The sequence below is a fragment of the Euzebya rosea genome, from assembly GCF_003073135.1.
In the GTDB taxonomy this organism is placed as follows: Bacteria; Actinomycetota; Nitriliruptoria; order Euzebyales; family Euzebyaceae; genus Euzebya; species Euzebya rosea.
On the sequence record NZ_PGDQ01000013.1, the window covers coordinates 65,136 to 81,820 of the forward strand.

Genomic DNA, 16,685 nt, shown 5'->3' on the forward strand with positions numbered 1-16,685 from the left:
TGGGCGCACGACCCCCTGCGATGTCCCGGGCCGATGTCGCCCGGGTGCTGGGACCCGTCTTCACCGACCGGGGCCAGCGGTACGCCGCCGACGGACGGGTGCTCGACGCTGCCTGGAACCCCTCGGACCTGTCGCTGTTCGGGACGGTCCGCGGAAGTGCCGGACGCCTGTACGAGGCGACCGCGGTCTGGCGGGTGCACCGGGGCCGTGAGCAGTTCGTCGGCGGCGAGTGCACCTGCCCGATGCAGCGCGACTGCAAGCACGTGGCCGCCGTCGCGCTGATCGGCGGCATGACCGCGAACGGCAGGTCGACCGGTGGCGCGTCCGGTCCGCGGGCGGAGTGGGACCGGGCGCTGGACGCCTGGACCCTCGGCGAGGACGTGGCCGACGCCGACGTCGTCCCCCTCGGCCTGCTGGTGTCGGTCGGGGACCACGGACGGGTCGGCATGCGGCTGGTCAAGCCCAGCGGGCGCGGATGGGTCACCGGCACGCTCGAGTGGCGGTCGATCTCGACGTGGTCGGGGTCGCGCTGGGGGCAGGCAGAGACCTTCGAGGCCGAGCACGTCCGCATCGCGAAGGCCATCCATGCGCTGTCGGCGGTGACGTCGCAGTTCGGCGCCTACAGCTCGGCCGCCCGGGACCTCGACCTGGCCGAGTTCCCCCATCCCCAGCTGTGGGCGCTGCTGGCGGCCGGTGCCGAGGCCGGCATGGTCCTGCGCACCGGTCAGGCAGGTGCGCAGGGAGTTGCCCTGCTGCCACCCCACGCGGCGGAGGTGCGTGTCGACGTCACCGACACCCCCGACGGGTCCCGCCTGCTGACCCCGTCGGTCTGGGCCGGCGAGGCCCGGCGCACCCCGCTGGCGGCCGTGGGCGATCCCGCCCATGGCATGGTCGTGGCCCCCGAACCGGGCGAGGACGTCGGGCTGGTCCTTGCCCCGCTGGCCCGCACCGCGCCGATGACCCTCTGCCGGGCTGCCATCGCCGGCAGCCGCGTCGCCGTCCCGCCGGCCGACCGCGACCGGTTCGCCACCGACGGGTACCTGCGGCTGCAGCGCCTGGTCCGCGTGACGTCCAGCGACGGGTCCTTCGCGCCGCCCACGATCGGCCCGCCGACGCTCCTGCTGCGCATCGACCCCGAACGTGCCGACCTGCTGCGGACCGAATGGCTGGTCCGGTACCGCATCGACGACAACCCCAGCGACAGCCCGCTCGTCGACGGCCACGGGGCCCCGTGGCGCGACCCGGACGCGGAGAATGCGCTGCTGGCCGACCTGCGCCCGCTGCTGGGCGACCTCCCCGCGTCGACCGAGGTCCACGGCGAGGCCGCGGTGGACCTGGCGACCCGAGTCGTCCCGGCGCTGGAGGCCCACCCGGCGGTCGCGGTGGAGGTCCTCGGTGACGGCCTGCCCGACTACCGCGACGTGGACGGATCGGTCGAGGTGCACCTCGCGACCCGCCTCGCACCGGAGGAACGCGACTGGTTCGACCTCGACGTGTCACTGTCCGTCGACGGCCGGTCGGTCCTGCTCGGCACGGTCTTCACCGCCCTCGCCGACGGCCGGACACGGCTCGTCCTGCCCGACGGGGCCCACCTGTCCTTGCGCACACCGGAGCTGGAGCAGCTGCGGGAGCTGATCGAGGAGGCCACCGCGCTGCAGGAGCGGCAGGCCGGCCAGCTTCGCGTCAGCCGCTACCAGGTCGACCTGTGGGAGCAGCTGTCGACCCTCGGGGTCGTCACCGCACAGGCCGAGGAGTGGCGAGCCCAGGTGGAGGCGCTGGCCGACCTGGCGGCGCTGGCCGGTCCGGACGGGACGGAGGCCGTCGTCGCCGACGTCGACGTGCCCGGTGGGTTCCGGGGCACGATGCGTCCCTACCAGCGGGAGGGCCTCGCGTGGCTGTCGTTCCTGATGGACCACCGGCTGGGTGGGATCCTGGCCGACGACATGGGGCTGGGCAAGACCCTCCAGGCGCTCGCCGTGATGTGTCGGGCGCGCGAGGCCGACCCGGCGACGGGGCCGTTCCTGGTCCTTGCCCCCGCATCGGTCGTCCACGGGTGGGCCCACGAGGCTGCGACGTTCACACCCGGGCTCGACGTGCGCACCGTCGGCGCGACGCTGGACACGCTGGGCACGACGGCCGCAGCGGTGGCCGACGGCGCCGACGTCGTCATCACCAGCTACACGCGCTTCCGCCTGGACGCCGAGGCCTACGGGCAGGTCGCCTGGGCGGGCCTGCTGCTCGACGAGGCGCAGGCGGTCAAGAACCCCCGATCCAAGCTGTACGGCTGCGTTCGCCGCCTGCGGGTCCCCTTCGCGCTGGCCATCACCGGCACGCCGATGGAGAACGACCTGATGGAACTGTGGTCGCTGCTGTCCATCACCGCTCCCGGCCTGTTCCCCAACCCGTCGACCTTCAAGGAGGTCTACGCCACACCGATCCAGCGCAACCGGGACGAGGTACGGCTGGCCCGCCTGCGACGCCGCATCAGGCCGCTGGTCCTGCGCCGGACGAAGGAGCAGGTCGCCGCCGACCTGCCGCCGAAGCAGGAGCAGGTCCTGTCCGTCGCGCTGACGCCCGCGCACCGCAAGGTCTACGACGGCTGGCTGCAGCGGGAACGCAAGAAGGTGCTGGGGCTGATGGGCGACCTCGACGAGCACCGCTTCACCGTCCTGCGATCCCTGACGCTCCTGCGGCTGGCCAGCCTCCATGCCGGCCTGGTCGAGGATCGCCACCACGCCGTCGCCTCGGCCAAGCTCGACGTGCTGGTCGACCACCTGCACGAGGTCGTCGAGGGCGGGCACCGTGCCCTCGTCTTCAGCCAGTTCACGAGCTTCCTGGACCTGGTGCGCGAACGGCTGGACGCCGAGGGCATCGACCACGTGCACCTCGACGGGTCCACCCGCAACCGCAGGGCCGTCGTCAGGTCGTTCACCGAGGGCGACGCCCCGGTGTTCACCATCAGCCTGAAGGCAGGCGGGGTCGGCCTGAACCTGACCGAGGCCGACTACTGCTTCCTGCTGGACCCGTGGTGGAACCCCGCCACCGAGGCGCAGGCCGTCGACCGGGCCCACCGCATCGGCCAGACCCGGCGGGTGATGGTCTACCGGCTTATCGCGGCAGGCACGATCGAGGAGAAGGTGCTGGACCTCAGCCAGCGCAAGGCCGCGCTCTTCGACGGCGTGATGGACGGGGGACAGTCCTTCGGCTCGCGGCTGACCGCGGAGGACATCGCAGCGCTGCTGGGGTGATGGGGTACCGGCCCCGCCGAGTCGATACCGTGGCCGGGTGAGCACGTCCGACAACCGACCCTCGCCCGATCACGCAGCCCCGCCCGCGCCGGCCCCGGAGGCCGCTGACGTCGACACCTCGCCGACCCCCGGCGGCGGTTCGGGTCGCACGTTGCTGATCGGCATCGTCGCGGTCGTCGCCCTCGGCGTCGCCGCCTTCGCGCTGGCCGCCGGTGGGGACGGCGCCGACGGCGGTCCCACGGTCGCGTGCGGCGGCCCACCTGCCGAGGCCGACCCCGCGCTGGTCGACGGCGGGGGGCTTGCCCCGCAGGCCGAACCCGACGTGCTCCCGCCGGCACAGCTGTGCGCCTTCGCCGACGACACCCCCGTCGACGTCGAGGCCTGGCTCGGGGCAGAACCCCTCGTCATCAACTTCTGGGCCACCTGGTGCGCCCCCTGCGTGGCGGAGATGCCCGACTTCCAGGACGTCCACGAGGCCTCCGACGGCCGCTTCCGGTTGATCGGCATCAACACCCAGGACTCCCCGGCGCTCGCCCCGCCGTTCGTGGAGGACCTCGGCATCACCTACGACCTGGTGCGGGACCCCCGCGGCGAGTACTTCAACGCCACCAACGGCTTCGGGATGCCGACGACGCTGTTCGTCAGCCCCGACGGGGACATCCGCTACCGCCACACAGGCCCCCTGACCGTCGACGCGATGGCCGCGCTGCTGGCCGAACACCTCGACGTGCAGCTCTAGAACCAGGCGAACCAGCAGGTCGTCGGGCGGTCCAACGGCAACCGAAGGCACCCCTGAACGCTGCACGGTTCGCAGGCCGGGGGCCCGTCCGGGTAGGATCAGCACTCCATCCGAGGCAGGTCGTGCCGGGATGGAGACCAGAGCGCCCGAGGCCGGCATCGAGACCCGGTGTTCCCGCCATCCGGCAGTTGAAAGGTTGACCGAAGTGGACGAAGTGAGTGATCAGGCGTGATCCAGGAGTTCTTCACCACGATCCCCGACGTGTTCCGGGAGCTGTGGCAGTTCGGTGACACGTGGCAGGGCCTGTTCGTCACCATCGGCAGCATCGTCCTGACCGCAGCCTTCACCGTGGGTGCCATGCGCACCCGCGACACGTACGGCTGGGTGTCGGCAACCCTCGGCTGCTGCGCCGCGTTCATCGCGGCCCTCTGGGCCTTCGGGATCCTGCCGTCGGCATGGATCTACTTCCTGGACGGCTCCAAGGACACCCTCACCGACCAGATCGTGCCCAGCCAGATCGCCATCGGCGACTTCGTGGTCATGGGCAACTTCTACCAGGTGTTCCGCGACTCGATCGTGATGGTCGAGACCTTCGTGGCCATGGGCCTGTTCGGTGCCATCGCCCTGGCCGTCCAGAAGCGGTACCCCCGCGGCCTCGCCGAGGGCGAAGAAGCCCGTGAACAGTCAGGGGGCTACAAGTAATGGGTCTCACCGATCAGGGGTTGCACCCCGAGATCTACGACGACTACCGGATCGAGACCGTCGACCCGTCGTGGCTGCAGGAGCGCGTCAAGCCCAAGCGCCACATCGGCCTGACGCCCGAGCTCTGCATCCTCTGCCGTGCCTGTGAGGACGTCTGTCCCTGGGAGTGCATCTGGATGCTGGCCCCCGACGTCATCACCGACGCCGAGAACCCCGAGGTCATGACCCTCGCCCAGTCATCCTCGGCGACGTTCATCATCGACGACAACGAATGCACCCGCTGCGCCATCTGCGTGGAGCGGTGTCCCTCCGACGCGCTCTGGCTCGGGCGCGTGGAGTCCTAGGCCCACCCCACCCCGTGCACAGCCCGAAGTAACGCAAAGGTTCACCCCTCGTGTCACGTCTCTCCATCCCCAAGCCGCCGAAGCCGGACGAGCTGAAGAAGCAGGTTCAGGACAACGTCGTCTGGAAGTCGATCTTCCGGCCGGGCTCCATCTACCGCAAGGGCTACCGCGACACGTCGCGCGACCGTGCCCTCGCGGCGATGAACAACATCCTGTACCACCTGCACCCCGTGAAGGTGAAGCGGCATGGTCTGAAGCTGACCTACACCTACTGCCTCGGCGGGACCAGCTTCTTCCTGTTCATCCTGCTGACCATCACCGGCATCTTCCTGATGTTCTTCTACCGGCCCGCCGCGGGTCCCGGTCAGGAGCTCGCCTACGCCGACATGCAGCGGATCATCTCCCAGGTGCAGTTCGGTGACCTGGTACGGAACATCCACCGCTGGTCGGCCCACCTCATGGTGCTGACCGTGTTCCTGCACATGGCGCGGGTCTTCTACCACGGCGCCTACAAGCCGCCGCGCGAGTTCAACTGGGTCGTCGGCGTGATCCTGCTGCTCCTCACCCTGCTGCTGGCCTTCACCGGCTACCTGCTGCCGTGGGACCAGCTGGCGATCTGGGCCGTGTCCGTGGGTTCGCAGATGGCGGGCTTCACCCCGGTCTTCGGCCAGCAGGTCCAGTTCGTCCTGCTCGGCGGGGTCGAGGTCGGCCCCGAGACGCTGCTGCGCTTCTACGTGCTGCACGTCCTCGCCCTCCCGTTCGTCACCACGCTGTTCCTGGCGGTCCACTTCTGGCGGATCCGCAAGGACGGCGGTATCTCCGGTCCGCTGTAGGAGGCACTGATGTCTGAATCAGTCGAGATCGACCAGGCCGTATACGACAAGCTGATCGCCGAGGGCAAGAGCGAGCGCATCGCCCGCGCCAAGGCGAAGGCGGCGTTCGTCCGGGCCCAGAAGAAGGCTGCTGGCGAGACGCTCGGCCCGAAGTCGTTCGAGGAGCAGAAGGCCAAGGCCGCTGCCGCCGGTGGCGGGGGCGGCGGAGGTGGCGGCGGTGCCGCGACCGCCGTGGCCGACGCCGGTGCCCCCACCGGCATGATGAGCGCCGAGGAACGCCAGAAGCGCGTCGCCGAGGCCCTCTCCAAGAAGTCGGGCAAGGTCGCCGACCTGCAGACGCCCGAGGCCAAGCTGGCCGGCCAGAAGCACACCCACCGCCTGCTCGCGATGGTCCCCCCGTCGGGGATCCAGCAGATCAAGGGCAAGCAGGAGGACAAGGTCTACACCTGGCCGCACCTGCTGTCCTCCGAGCTGGTCTGCCTGCTGGCCGTCACGGCCTTCATCCTGCTGCTGTCCATCACGCCGGCGTTCCCGCTGCGCGAGCTGGCCAACCAGAACCAGACCCCGAACCCGTCCAAGGCGCCGTGGTACTTCCTCGGCCTGCAGGAGCTCCTGCGGTACTTCCACCCGATGATCGCCGGTGTGACCATCCCGGGCATCGTCGGCCTCATGGGCCTGATGGCGATCCCGTACCTGGACAAGAACCCGTCGGTGAAGCCGGACAACCGCAAGTTCGCCTACGTGATGATGAGCATGTTCCTCGGCGCCTCGGCGGTGCTGACCCTCATCGGTTCGTTCTTCCGTGGTCCGGGATTCAACTGGGTCTGGCCCTGGGTCGACGGCCTGTTCTTCGAGATCTAGGTGTCCCTCATGTCTCTTCCTCTCCTCCTCCTCGCCACCGTCGCCGGCCTCCTGGTCCTCGCCTTCTGGTGGCTCCGCCCGATCCTGCAGTCCATGGCTGCGGAGCTCGCGGCCACGCCGCAGCGCACCCGTGAGGTCACCCCCGGGCTCGCCGACCCCGACTGCGGGATCGGCATCGCCCTGATGGCCTCCGCCGCCGACGGCGGCGGCAGCAGCGCTCCCGCCAAGCCCAAGCGCAAGAAGCCGACCGGCCCCGACCGTCGCCAGTTCCTGCGCAACGCGTGGCTGGCGTCCTGGGGTGGCGTCGCCGGTGCCTTCGGCCTGTCGGCCCTCGGCTTCATCTGGCCCCGCCTCGGCGGCGGCTTCGGTGCCGTCATCAACCTCGGCAGCGTCGACGACGTCCTCGCGAGCATCGCCGACGGCGGTGGCCGCCTCGAGTACCCGGCCGGGCGCCTGTACATGGTCGCCTACGACGCCTCCAAGGACAGCGACGGCGTGTACGCCGACCTGAACGGCGAGTCGCCGGCCATGGCGATCTACCAGAAGTGTGTCCACCTGGGCTGTCGTGTCCCGTGGTGCGAGACCTCCAAGTGGTTCGAGTGCCCCTGCCACGGGTCGCGCTACAACCGCTGGGGCGAGTACCAGTTCGGACCGGCCCCCCGCGGCCTGGACCGTTTCCCGACCGAGGTGCGTGACGGCAACATCTTCGTCAACACCGGCCAGGTCGTCACCGGCCCGACCCGCACCACCCAGGCCCTCGGCGAACCCGCCGCCGGGCCGAACTGCAACGGCTAGCCAACGCCAGCCGTCCGCGTCGCATCTGCGAGACCCTCGAGGTAACCACGCGTGAGCACTGTTTCGATCGCAATCGTGATCCTGGCCATCGGCGCCGGGATCACCCTCGTGCTGCTTCTGGCATCGGGCAACGCCCGACGCAAGCTGTCCAGCGCCATTCCGCCGGCCATGCGGCCGATGTACGCCGACGACGAGCTCGAGGGCAACCACCTCGAGCGGCTGATGACGTGGGGCGTCGTGCTGACGCTGTTCTTCGCCATCTTCCTGCCGGCGTACTGGCTGCGTGAGCCCATCCGTGCGCAGGACAAGCAGGAGGGCCTGTTCGCCCGCGACTACTCCAGCGGTGAGGCGCTCTACCAGGCCAACTGCACCGAGTGCCACGGCGCCGACGCCCGCGGTGGTGCCGCCCTGTCGCCCTACGGCTCCGACGCCTGGCCCGCCCCGAACCTGCTGAACATCGTCAGCCGGTACGAGGACAGCCGTGTCGTCACCGACATCCGGGACCACATCGAGACGACGCTGCACCGTGGCCGTCCGGGGACCCCGATGCCGACGTGGGGTACGGCCTACGGCGGACCGATGACGGACTTCCAGATCGAGGCCATCACCGACTGGCTGCTGACCAACCAGGAGGGCGACGTCACCGAAGCCAGCCCGGCGGTCAACACCGAGACCGGTGAAGCGGTGTCCGGGGAGGACCTGTACCAGCAGAACTGCGCCCGGTGCCACGGCAGCGAGCTGCAGGGCATCGTCGGTCCGTCCCTGATCGGCGTCACCGAGCGCCACAGCGACGACACCATCCTCGGCATCCTGCAGAACGGCATCGCCATCCAGCCCGGCAACATCATGCCGCCGTGGCAGGAGGCCTACATGTACCCCGACGCGCGGTACGACGACGACGCCCTGTCGCGCATCATCGACTACCTGCACGAGGCGCAGCCGGCCACGCTGCCGGACGACGCAACGCTGTACCAGACCCCCGGCGTCGGCGAGCCCGTCGAGCAGCCCGCGGCCGACGAGGCCGAGGCAGACGCCGAGGCCGACTCCGACTCCGACTCCACCGAGGTCTAGGCCCCGATGAGCACTCTCACCTCCCTGATCGTCCTCGCCACCGAGGGCGGCATCCCGGCAGACAGCCCGTGGGCCAAGATCTCGGTCCCGCTGGGCATCCTGCTCTTCGTCGGCCCGATCTTCATGCTGCTGCGGTCCAACCTCGGCACGCGGCTGGGCTACCTGGTCATGTCGGTCACCCTGTGGGGCTCGATCTTCCTCTTCGCGCTGTTCTGGACCTTCGGCGCGCCGGGCACCCCGGCGTTCACCGGCCCCCAGAACCTCCCGGGCCAGGAGCTGGACGAGTACCTGCCGATCTGGGTCCCGCTGGCCCAGGACGCCCTGGCCGTGACCGAGGACGGCTCGCCCTACAACGTCATCGCTGGCTACCCCGACGGGTTCCAGGACGAACCGACGATCGAGGAGGACCTGCTCGAGGACGGCATCGCGGAGATCGGCAACGTCTTCGCGGGCCTGAGCGAGCCCTACACCTCCCTGCTGACGGGGCTGGAGGAGCCGGTCGAGATCCAGTACGCCACGTCTGACAACGACCGTCCGATCATCGCCGTGACCTTCGGCCGCACCTGCCAGATGGACAACGACGGCAACCTGCCCGAGGGCTGCAACGAGGTCGGCGAGGTGGCGCCCGAGGGGTCCGACGCCCGTGGCGAGGACATCACCCTCTTCGCGTTCTTCGACGCCGGGGCCCCGGCCTTCCCGAGCTACCTGATGCTGGGTGCGACCGCGCTGCTGTTCGCCCTGCACATGGTGCTCTTGGCTCGCGACGAGTCCCGCGCGAACAGGGAGAAGCTGGCCGAGACGGAGGAGACCGTCGAGGTCGAGGAGAAGGCGACCGTCTCGGCGTGACCCGCCATTCGTTCACGCGAACGTCGGCAGCATTGCTGCTGGCGTTCGCCGTTTTCGGCTCCGCCTGCACCCTCGGCATCTCCGAGAACGAGGCGGGCGCCGGGAGCACGTTCATCGGCTCGCTGGAGCTGATCGACCCGGCCGATCGCGAGCCCGCCCCCGATGTGTGCGGGACCACCACCGATGACGAGGAGCTGTGCCTGGACTCCCTCGTCGGCACCCCGACGCTGGTGAACTTCTGGGCCTCCTGGTGCGGACCCTGTGCCAGGGAGATCCCCGAGCTCGTCGAGCTGGACGAGACCCGCGAGGACCTGCACATCGTGGGGGTCAACGTGCAGGACTCGATCGTCAACGCCCGGTCTTTCGAGCGCGACCAGGGCGTCACCTACCCGTCGTGGTACGACGAGGGGTCGACCATCGCCGGCGCGTTCGGCGGGATCGCCCCGGAAGCCCTCCCGTCGACGATCCTGCTGGATCGGGAACATCGGGTGGCCATCCGGTTGTTCGGCGCAGTCACCATGGCCGACCTCGTGCCCTTCCTCGACCAGCTCGCCTCGGAGCCCGCGTGACCGCCCTGCTCGTCCCGGTGCTGGCCCAGGCGGGCGACATCGCCCAGCAGGCCCAGTCCGCGATCACCGACGCCAACCTGATCGTCGCCGCAGGTGTGGCGCTGATCGCGGGCATCGTCTCGTTCGCCTCCCCCTGCGTCGTCCCGCTGGTCCCGGGCTACCTGGCGTACATGACCGGGCTGTCGGGCGCCGACATCCGCGAGGGCAGCGGTGGGGCCGCCGCGCGCGCGAGGGTCCTCAGCGGTGGTCTGCTGTTCGTGCTGGGCTTCGCCATCCCGTTCACGCTGCTGGGCCTGACGGCCGGCTCGCTCTCGCGGACCCTCGCGACCCGTCCCTGGCAGATCGGGCTGGGCCTGATGGTGATGCTCCTCGGCATCGCGTTCACGGGGTTGCTGCCCTTCGACTTCCTGCGACGCGAGGCACGCATCACCGACAACGCCATCGACAAGGGCGTGCTCGGTGCGCTGCCGCTCGGCTTCGTGTTCGGCGTCGGCTGGACGCCCTGCATCGGACCGGCGCTCGCGGCGATCCTGACCCTCTCCGTCACCTCCGGTGGCGGTTCGTCGGTGCGCGGCGGCGTGCTGGCGTTCGTCTACGCGGTCGGCCTGGGCCTGCCGTTCATCCTCTTCGGGTTGCTCTTCCATCGCCTCGGCCGCGTGCTGGGCTTCCTGCGGCGCAACGCCGCCCGGCTGCAGGTCGGCGGTGGCATCATGCTGGCGCTGGTGGGCCTGGCGATCACGACCGGCCTGTGGGACCGGTTCATCGAGTGGACGCGACCCTTCATCAGCGGGTTCGAACCGCCCATCTGACCGGTTGTCGCCGAGCCCGTCCCTCGCGTCGTCCACACCTGTGGACAACCTGTTGACATCGCGTTGCCGTCCGTGATCGAGGCGCGCGAAGTGCAACGGCGATGCCATGTCCGTCGGTCGGTTCGGCGCCCCCTCCACGACGGGTCATACTGGACGGTGACGCGCTGATGACCGATACCGTGCCGGCGCGGGCCGCCGACGACGAGCAGCCTGCCGCCCCCCGCCCTCCCGGCCCGCGACTTCCCCTCCTTCCCACCCCGTGGGAGGTCGCCGGGCGCCTCTGGCGACGCCTGCGACGGATGTCGACGGCCCTCGTCCTGCTGTTCGCGTTGGCCGTGGCCACGCTGATCGCCACGTTCATCCCGCAGGAACCCGTCATCGCCTCGACCGTGCGCCTGTGGCGAACCGGCGAGGAAGGACCCGGGGCTGCCGTCTCGGCCGTGCTGGACGCCCTGTCCCTCTACGACGTGTTCGGCTCGTGGTGGTTCGGCGTCCTGACGGTCCTGCTGTTCGTCAGCCTGACCGGCTGCCTCGTCCCCCGTTGGGCCGCGTTCGCGCGCAACGTCCGCAAGCCGCCGGTCCGCGGCCGCAACCTCGACCGCCTGACCCACCGGGCCGAGCTGGCCGTCCCGGCCGAGCTGACGGCCACCGAGGTCCTCGCCCGGGCCGAGCGCGCCTTCCACACCTACCGGACGCGGGTCGTCACCACCGATGACACCGCCCCGCAGCTGGCCATCGAACGCGGGCACTGGCGCGAGTTCGGGTCCCTCGTCTTCCACTCCAGCTTCTACGTCCTGCTCATCGGCGTGACCCTCGGCGCGGCGTTCACGTTCACCGGGCAGATCGACTTCGAGGAGGGGGCCCGGTTCGCCGACACGCCGGTCGGCTACGACACCTTCACGGCCGGGACCCTGTGGGACACCGATCGCCACAACGGGCACATCACGACCCTCGACGACTTCGAGGTGACCTACCTGCCCGACGGCTTCACCCCCGACGACTTCGTGTCCACGGTCACCTTCACGTCCGCCGACGGCGAGCGCACGGTCACCGAGGAGATCCGCGTCAACCATCCCGTGCACTTCGAGGGCCTGACCTACTACCAGCGGGCGTTCGGCTTCGCGCCGACCGTGGCGCTGCGGAGCGGGCTGAACGGCGCCGAGCTGTTCGAGGACCAGCTGATCCTTCGCCAGGACGGCGGGTTCTGGACCGGACGGGGCAAGGTCAGCGTCGGCAACCCCGCGGCCGACCCGCCCCTGCCGCAGATCGCCATCGAGGTGCTGTTCCTGCCCGACGCGGAGTTCGCCGATGACGGCACGGTGCAGTTCAACTCGCCCGAGGCCAACGACCCCCGGCTGCTGCTGACGCTGTACCTGGACGACGACCTCGGCCTGGACCGCACCGTGCCGATCAGCCGGCTGGACTGGCCCGAGAGCGCCGTGGTCGACCGCGCGATGATCGTTCCGGGCACCCCGGTGGCCCTCGCCGGTGGGCTGTTCGAGGTCGAGTTCGCGGACCTGACGATGTGGAGCGGCCTGCAGATCAGCCACCAGCCCTACCGCTGGCTGATCCTCACCGGCGCCTCGATGGTCCTGATGGGCCTGATCCCGTCGCTGTACGCCTATCGCCGCCGGCTGTGGGTCGAGGTCCGGGACGACCGGATCGTCGTCGCGGGTGTGGCGCTGCACCGGCGCGACCGGTTCGCCGAGACCTTCGATGACATCGTCGACGGCCTCGCCGGTACCCTCGGGACGGCCCGGATCGCCGCACCTTCCCCCTCGAAGCCGCAGACCGACCCCCAAGGGAGTCCCTCGTGACCGACCTCGCGCTGGCCGAGACGTCCAACTCGCTGTTCAACGTCGCCTTCTTCGTGTACCTGATCGCGATGATCGCCTACTTCTTCCGGTTGGCGTTCACGCGGGTCAGCGCCGACGGGGTGCAGACGTCCACGGCGGCCGGCCGCCGTGTCGGGCACTTCGGCCTCGCCGTCCTGGTGGGCGGCTTCGTCGTGCACCTGACCTCGTTCGTCATGCGGGGCGTCGCCGCCGGTCGCGTGCCGTGGGGGAACATGTACGAGTACGGGTCGGGCATCGCGCTGCTCGCCATCGCCACCGCGCTGGTCGTCGTGCAGCGTCGCTACGGTCATCTCGTCGGCTTCGTCATCGCGGGGTCCCTGCTGATGATGACCACCTCCCTGCTGCTGTTCACCGATGCCGGTCCGCTGGTGCCGGCGCTGGAGTCCTACTGGCTGCAGATCCACGTCAGCGCGATGATGTTCTCCTCCTCGGTGTTCATCGTCGGGTTCGTGGCCACCGCGCTGTACCTGGTGAAGGACCGCGCCGAGACCACGCTCGCCCGCACGGGCAGCTTCACGGGCTCGACCGTCGGTGCCGCTCGTTCGGCCACGGTGACCCCCACCGGCGAGGGTGATGTCGAGGGTCGTGTCGCCGACGCCGATGTCGGCGTCGAGGACGTCCAGATCGCCTCGGCCACCGCCCAGCGCGACGTCCTGAACCCCGTGCTGTTCCCGGTCGTGCCCTTCGTCGGTGTGCTGCTGTTCGTGCTGGTCGTGTGGCGCGCCCCCGTGCCGGCCATGCTGGCCGCGAGCGTGGCTGCGCTGATCGGGTCGAGCGTCTGGTACGCCGTGCCGTACCTGCCGCCCGCTGCCAAGCTGGACAACCTCGCCTACCGCACCACCGCGTTCGCGTTCCCCCTGATCACCTTCGGGATCATGTGCGGGGCCATCTGGGCGGAGGAGGCCTGGGGCCGCTACTGGGGCTGGGACCCCAAGGAGACCGGCTCGTTCGTCACGTGGGTCCTCTACGCGTCCTACCTGCACGCCCGGTCGACCTACGGTTGGCGCGGTCGCCGCGCCGCCTGGGTCGGCGTGACGGCCTTCACCGCGCTGCTGATCACGTACTACGCGGTGAACCTGTTCGTGGTGGGCCTGCACAGCTACGCCGGCGTCTGATCGCCTCGGGCGGGGCGTGCCGGATCGCCGGTCCGGCGGACCCGTGACACTGTCCGGAAACAGACCCTTTACAGATCCCGACATCTGTCGGTAGGGTTCTCGTCACCGGAGGGGTCGTGGGGCCGCGAGGTGATGCCCCACCCAAGACAGGGTTGACCCGCGACCAGCACGACGAGGTGATGGTCAGCGGCCCCCGAGCCGAGCGACCCCCCCACCGACACCGCCGGGACGAGCGATCGTCCCGGCGGTGTTGGTCTTTTCCGGCGGTCTTGGTCTTTCCGGCGGTGGTGCGCTGCTGGGCTCACCCGGCAGCGGCGCGTCAGTCCTCGTCGGCGTCGGCGTCGTTGTCGGCGTCGGCGTCTTCGCTGGTGTCGGCGTCGTCCTCGTCGTCGTCCATCAGCAGGTGGGCCGGGACGTCGGGGACCGCCGAGGCCAGCGAGGACCGGGGCACGGCCCGCACGCCGCAGTCCGGGCAGTCATCGCGCCATTCCGGCACCTCGCGACGGCACTGGGGACACGACATCAGGCCGAGGTCCACGATCAGCCCCGTGGCACCCGGCAGCTGCTCGTCGGCCTTCTTCGGATCGTTGGTGACAAAGCCCATGTCGACAGCGTAGCGGCGGGCCCGTGCGGACCGCCTCGGCGTGATGGCCGGGCGAGGTCACCGAACGTGGTCCTGAACAACAATCAGCTGCAGGAAGGAGTTCGGGGGGTGCATGTCGAACCGGGCAGACACGACCGACCCTCCAGGAGGACCTCGAGCCACCATGCGTGCACGACTGACCACCATCATCGCCCTCTTCGCGATCGCCGCGCTGGCCCTGCCGGCCAGCGCGACCCCCCAGCCCGGCGAACCCGGCTTCGAGCCGACGCTGCGCACCGAGCAGACGTACTTCCACTGCGCCAGCCCGGTGAAGGTGCAGAACGTCGACGCCATCCAGGGCAACACGCCGTCCTGGGACACCACGGCCCCGACCACGTCGTTCACCGCGGGCGGTGGCTGCGGCTTCTACGACAACATCCTGTCCGGCACCGCCCTGAACGGCCCGACCAACTCTGCGATCTGGACCGGCACGTTCACGGGCAACCTGGACAGCATCGGCGTCGAGCTGCACCGCCTGCTCGCCGGCGCCGGTGGCTCGGTCACCTTCCCGGCGCTGGTCATGACGCTGACCGTCGACGGCAACGTCCTCTACGACGGTGACGTCGACGGCTTCATGTGGATCGAGAGCAGCACCGGTGCCTCGGAGTCCGCCACCATGACGTTCACCGACCTCGGTTTCCTGACCGAGCACGGCGACGGCACCATCGAGCGCACGATCACCCTGCAGGTCGACTCCTACAACGAGGCGCAGACCGCTTGGGTCTTCGACGCAAGCGAGGTACCTGCCGGCCTGACCTTCAACCCGGAGGACGCGACCTTCCCGACGGTCAAGGCCTGACACCCTCCCGGGGCAGCGCAGCCGTGCTGCCCCGGATACAGTCTCCACGCGACGGCCGCCCGACCCACTCGGTGCGGTCGTCGCGCTTCTCGGGGTCGGTGGGCCCGGCCGCGCTCAGCGGTGCAGGGCAGCCGGGGTCAGCACGCCCTCGCCCGCCCTGGCCATGACGTGCACCTCGTCGGGCCTCGTCGGCATCGCCTGGAGGATCCGGTCGCGCCACACGCCACCGTCGACCCCCGACGCCCAGTGGCAGGACGCCGCCGCCACCGGATGGGCGCCGTCGACGCCGAGCACGTCGACGACGTCCTCGCCCGGTCCGCCCCACCACTCACCGCACGACACCCCGGTCTGCTCGGCCATCCAGTCGGCCGCGACACCGGTCCACGCCGCAGCCTGTGAGGCAGCGATGCGGTCGGCCTTGCGTCGCAGCACCGCCGCACCCCGCCCGAGCTCGAAGGCGTCACGGTGGGGGAGGACCACACCGAGCCAGAGCCGCAGGAACGGGTCGCGTACCCGGTAGCGGACCCTGCGGGTGCGGCGGGGGTCCTCGCCGGCCGGGGTGATGCGGTCCAGCAGCCCGAGGCGCTCCAGGCTGGTCAGCGCCTCGCTGGTGGTCGCGGGGGCAAGGCCCGCCCGGTCCCGGATGGTGGTGAAGGTGGAGGCATCGAGGGCGACGAGCTCGAGCACCCGAGCAGCCGCCGAGCCGGGGGTCAGCTCCTGCAGGACGACGGTGCCCTCGTCGCCGAGCGGCGCGCCGGGCCCGTCCAACAGCTCGGCCAGGTTGGTCGCGGCGTCGTGGCGGGGATCCCACAGCGCCAGGTACCGCGGCATGCCCCCGAGGGTCACGAAGGCCTCCATCCACACGTCCGGGTCGTCCCCGCCGACCAGAAGCGGCGCGTGGCGCCACGAGAACGGTCCGAGCCGCAGGTGCATGTCGGGACGGCCGAAGAGCGGGGCGTCGGTGGAGACCAGCTCCTCCATCAGGCCCACGTGGCTGCCGGCGAGGATGATCGACAGCTGTGACTCGCCGCGGTGGTCCCACCGTGCCTGCAGGGTCGACGGCAACGATGGGTCGGCTTCGCACAGGTAGGGGAACTCGTCGAGGACGAGCAGCAGCGGGTCGTCCATGGACCGCGCGATCAGGTACCCGAGCGCGGTGTCCCACGTCTCGAAGTGCCCGAGGTCCAGCAGGTCGCCGGCCTGCGGCGGGACGACCGCGCGCACCCGCTCCTCCAGACGGCGCAGCGCCTCTCCGATCGGGGCCCGCGTGCCCGGCAGGAACACCGACGCCCGCTCGGTGGAGAAGTGGTCCAGCAGGGCGGTCTTGCCCACCCGACGACGTCCGCTGACCACGGCCATGCCCGGATCGCACGCACGGGTGAGGGCGCGCAGCTCTTGTTCACGGTTGACGAACTTCGGCATGACCGAAGTTTGGCAGAACCGATCAAGTGTAGG

Annotated in this window: 16 protein-coding genes; 14 read left to right on the forward strand and 2 right to left on the reverse strand. The window is 70.4% G+C overall.

Translation table 11 applies throughout. The annotated features are described in order from the left end of the window. The first annotated feature begins 20 nt into the window (after positions 1-20). From CUC05_RS17155 to ccsB, 13 genes are all read left to right on the forward strand, one after another. The gene (locus tag CUC05_RS17155; RefSeq protein WP_108667358.1) at positions 21-3,248 is read left to right on the forward strand and encodes a DEAD/DEAH box helicase; all 3,228 of its coding nucleotides are present in this window, start codon (positions 21-23) and stop codon (positions 3,246-3,248) included. Between the two features lie 37 nt (positions 3,249-3,285). Further along, entirely contained in the window at positions 3,286-3,987 is a 702-nt protein-coding gene (locus CUC05_RS17160; RefSeq protein ID WP_108667359.1) for a TlpA family protein disulfide reductase, read from the forward strand. A 228-nt stretch (positions 3,988-4,215) separates the two neighbouring features. Further along, entirely contained in the window at positions 4,216-4,689 is a 474-nt protein-coding gene (locus tag CUC05_RS17165; protein WP_108667360.1) for a hypothetical protein, read from the forward strand. Further along, on the forward strand, positions 4,689-5,033 hold the full coding sequence (locus CUC05_RS17170; RefSeq protein ID WP_108667361.1) for an NADH-quinone oxidoreductase subunit I: 345 nt from the start codon (positions 4,689-4,691) through the stop codon (positions 5,031-5,033). The genes CUC05_RS17165 and CUC05_RS17170 overlap by 1 nt, the downstream gene beginning before the upstream one ends. Positions 5,034-5,098: 65 nt before the next feature. Then, on the forward strand, positions 5,099-5,866 hold the full coding sequence (gene extP, locus CUC05_RS17175; RefSeq protein WP_420810909.1) for a selenite/tellurite reduction operon b-type cytochrome ExtP: 768 nt from the start codon (positions 5,099-5,101) through the stop codon (positions 5,864-5,866). Between the two features lie 9 nt (positions 5,867-5,875). Continuing rightward, positions 5,876-6,727: a cytochrome b family protein gene (locus CUC05_RS17185; RefSeq protein ID WP_205712398.1), complete on the forward strand. Its 852-nt coding sequence runs from the start codon at positions 5,876-5,878 to the stop codon at positions 6,725-6,727. A 9-nt stretch (positions 6,728-6,736) separates the two neighbouring features. Then, positions 6,737-7,522 (forward strand): QcrA and Rieske domain-containing protein, encoded by a 786-nt coding sequence (locus CUC05_RS17190; RefSeq protein ID WP_157965687.1) that lies wholly within the window; start codon positions 6,737-6,739, stop codon positions 7,520-7,522. Positions 7,523-7,573: 51 nt separating this feature from the next. Next, positions 7,574-8,593, forward strand: coding sequence for a c-type cytochrome (locus CUC05_RS17195; protein ID WP_157965688.1), 1,020 nt, complete (start codon positions 7,574-7,576; stop codon positions 8,591-8,593). 6 nt (positions 8,594-8,599) lie between these two features. After that, the gene (locus CUC05_RS24815) at positions 8,600-9,439 is read left to right on the forward strand and encodes a hypothetical protein (RefSeq protein ID WP_157965689.1); all 840 of its coding nucleotides are present in this window, start codon (positions 8,600-8,602) and stop codon (positions 9,437-9,439) included. Continuing rightward, positions 9,436-10,008 carry a TlpA family protein disulfide reductase gene (locus tag CUC05_RS17200; RefSeq protein WP_157965690.1) on the forward strand — a complete coding sequence of 191 codons (573 nt, stop codon included), beginning with the start codon at positions 9,436-9,438 and terminating at the stop codon, positions 10,006-10,008. The genes CUC05_RS24815 and CUC05_RS17200 overlap by 4 nt, the downstream gene beginning before the upstream one ends. Next, entirely contained in the window at positions 10,005-10,817 is an 813-nt protein-coding gene (locus tag CUC05_RS17205) for a cytochrome c biogenesis CcdA family protein (protein ID WP_205712399.1), read from the forward strand. The genes CUC05_RS17200 and CUC05_RS17205 overlap by 4 nt, the downstream gene beginning before the upstream one ends. 167 nt (positions 10,818-10,984) lie before the next feature. Further along, the gene (gene resB / locus CUC05_RS17210) at positions 10,985-12,634 is read left to right on the forward strand and encodes a cytochrome c biogenesis protein ResB (RefSeq protein ID WP_157965691.1); all 1,650 of its coding nucleotides are present in this window, start codon (positions 10,985-10,987) and stop codon (positions 12,632-12,634) included. After that, positions 12,631-13,788, forward strand: a complete 1,158-nt coding sequence (ccsB, locus tag CUC05_RS17215; protein ID WP_114476330.1) for a c-type cytochrome biogenesis protein CcsB — start codon at positions 12,631-12,633, stop codon at positions 13,786-13,788. Before resB ends, ccsB begins: the two co-directional genes overlap by 4 nt. 319 nt (positions 13,789-14,107) lie before the next feature. Here ccsB and CUC05_RS17220 read toward each other — a convergent pair whose 3' ends face one another. Next, positions 14,108-14,392 (reverse strand): hypothetical protein, encoded by a 285-nt coding sequence (locus CUC05_RS17220; RefSeq protein ID WP_108667368.1) that lies wholly within the window; start codon positions 14,390-14,392, stop codon positions 14,108-14,110. Positions 14,393-14,555: 163 nt separating this feature from the next. Here CUC05_RS17220 and CUC05_RS17225 point away from each other — a divergent pair, with 163 nt between their 5' ends. Continuing rightward, on the forward strand, positions 14,556-15,230 hold the full coding sequence (locus tag CUC05_RS17225) for a hypothetical protein (protein ID WP_108667369.1): 675 nt from the start codon (positions 14,556-14,558) through the stop codon (positions 15,228-15,230). Between the two features lie 114 nt (positions 15,231-15,344). Here CUC05_RS17225 and CUC05_RS17230 read toward each other — a convergent pair whose 3' ends face one another. Then, positions 15,345-16,652, reverse strand: a complete 1,308-nt coding sequence (locus CUC05_RS17230) for an AAA family ATPase (RefSeq protein WP_170128046.1) — start codon at positions 16,650-16,652, stop codon at positions 15,345-15,347. Positions 16,653-16,685 lie beyond the last annotated feature (33 nt).

Excerpts from the sequence above, each read along its gene's own strand:
- CUC05_RS17155 (WP_108667358.1), top strand. The coding sequence starts at position 21 with ATGTCCCGGGCCGATGTCGCCCGGGTGCTGGGACCCGTCTTCACCGAC.
- CUC05_RS17170 (WP_108667361.1), top strand. The coding sequence starts at position 4,689 with ATGGGTCTCACCGATCAGGGGTTGCACCCCGAGATCTACGACGACTAC.
- CUC05_RS17185 (WP_205712398.1), top strand. The coding sequence starts at position 5,876 with ATGTCTGAATCAGTCGAGATCGACCAGGCCGTATACGACAAGCTGATC.
- CUC05_RS17190 (WP_157965687.1), top strand. The coding sequence starts at position 6,737 with ATGTCTCTTCCTCTCCTCCTCCTCGCCACCGTCGCCGGCCTCCTGGTC.
- CUC05_RS24815 (WP_157965689.1), top strand. The coding sequence starts at position 8,600 with ATGAGCACTCTCACCTCCCTGATCGTCCTCGCCACCGAGGGCGGCATC.
- resB (WP_157965691.1), top strand. The coding sequence starts at position 10,985 with ATGACCGATACCGTGCCGGCGCGGGCCGCCGACGACGAGCAGCCTGCC.
- CUC05_RS17220 (WP_108667368.1), bottom strand. The coding sequence starts at position 14,392 with ATGGGCTTTGTCACCAACGATCCGAAGAAGGCCGACGAGCAGCTGCCG.
- CUC05_RS17225 (WP_108667369.1), top strand. The coding sequence starts at position 14,556 with ATGCGTGCACGACTGACCACCATCATCGCCCTCTTCGCGATCGCCGCG.
- CUC05_RS17230 (WP_170128046.1), bottom strand. The coding sequence starts at position 16,652 with ATGCCGAAGTTCGTCAACCGTGAACAAGAGCTGCGCGCCCTCACCCGT.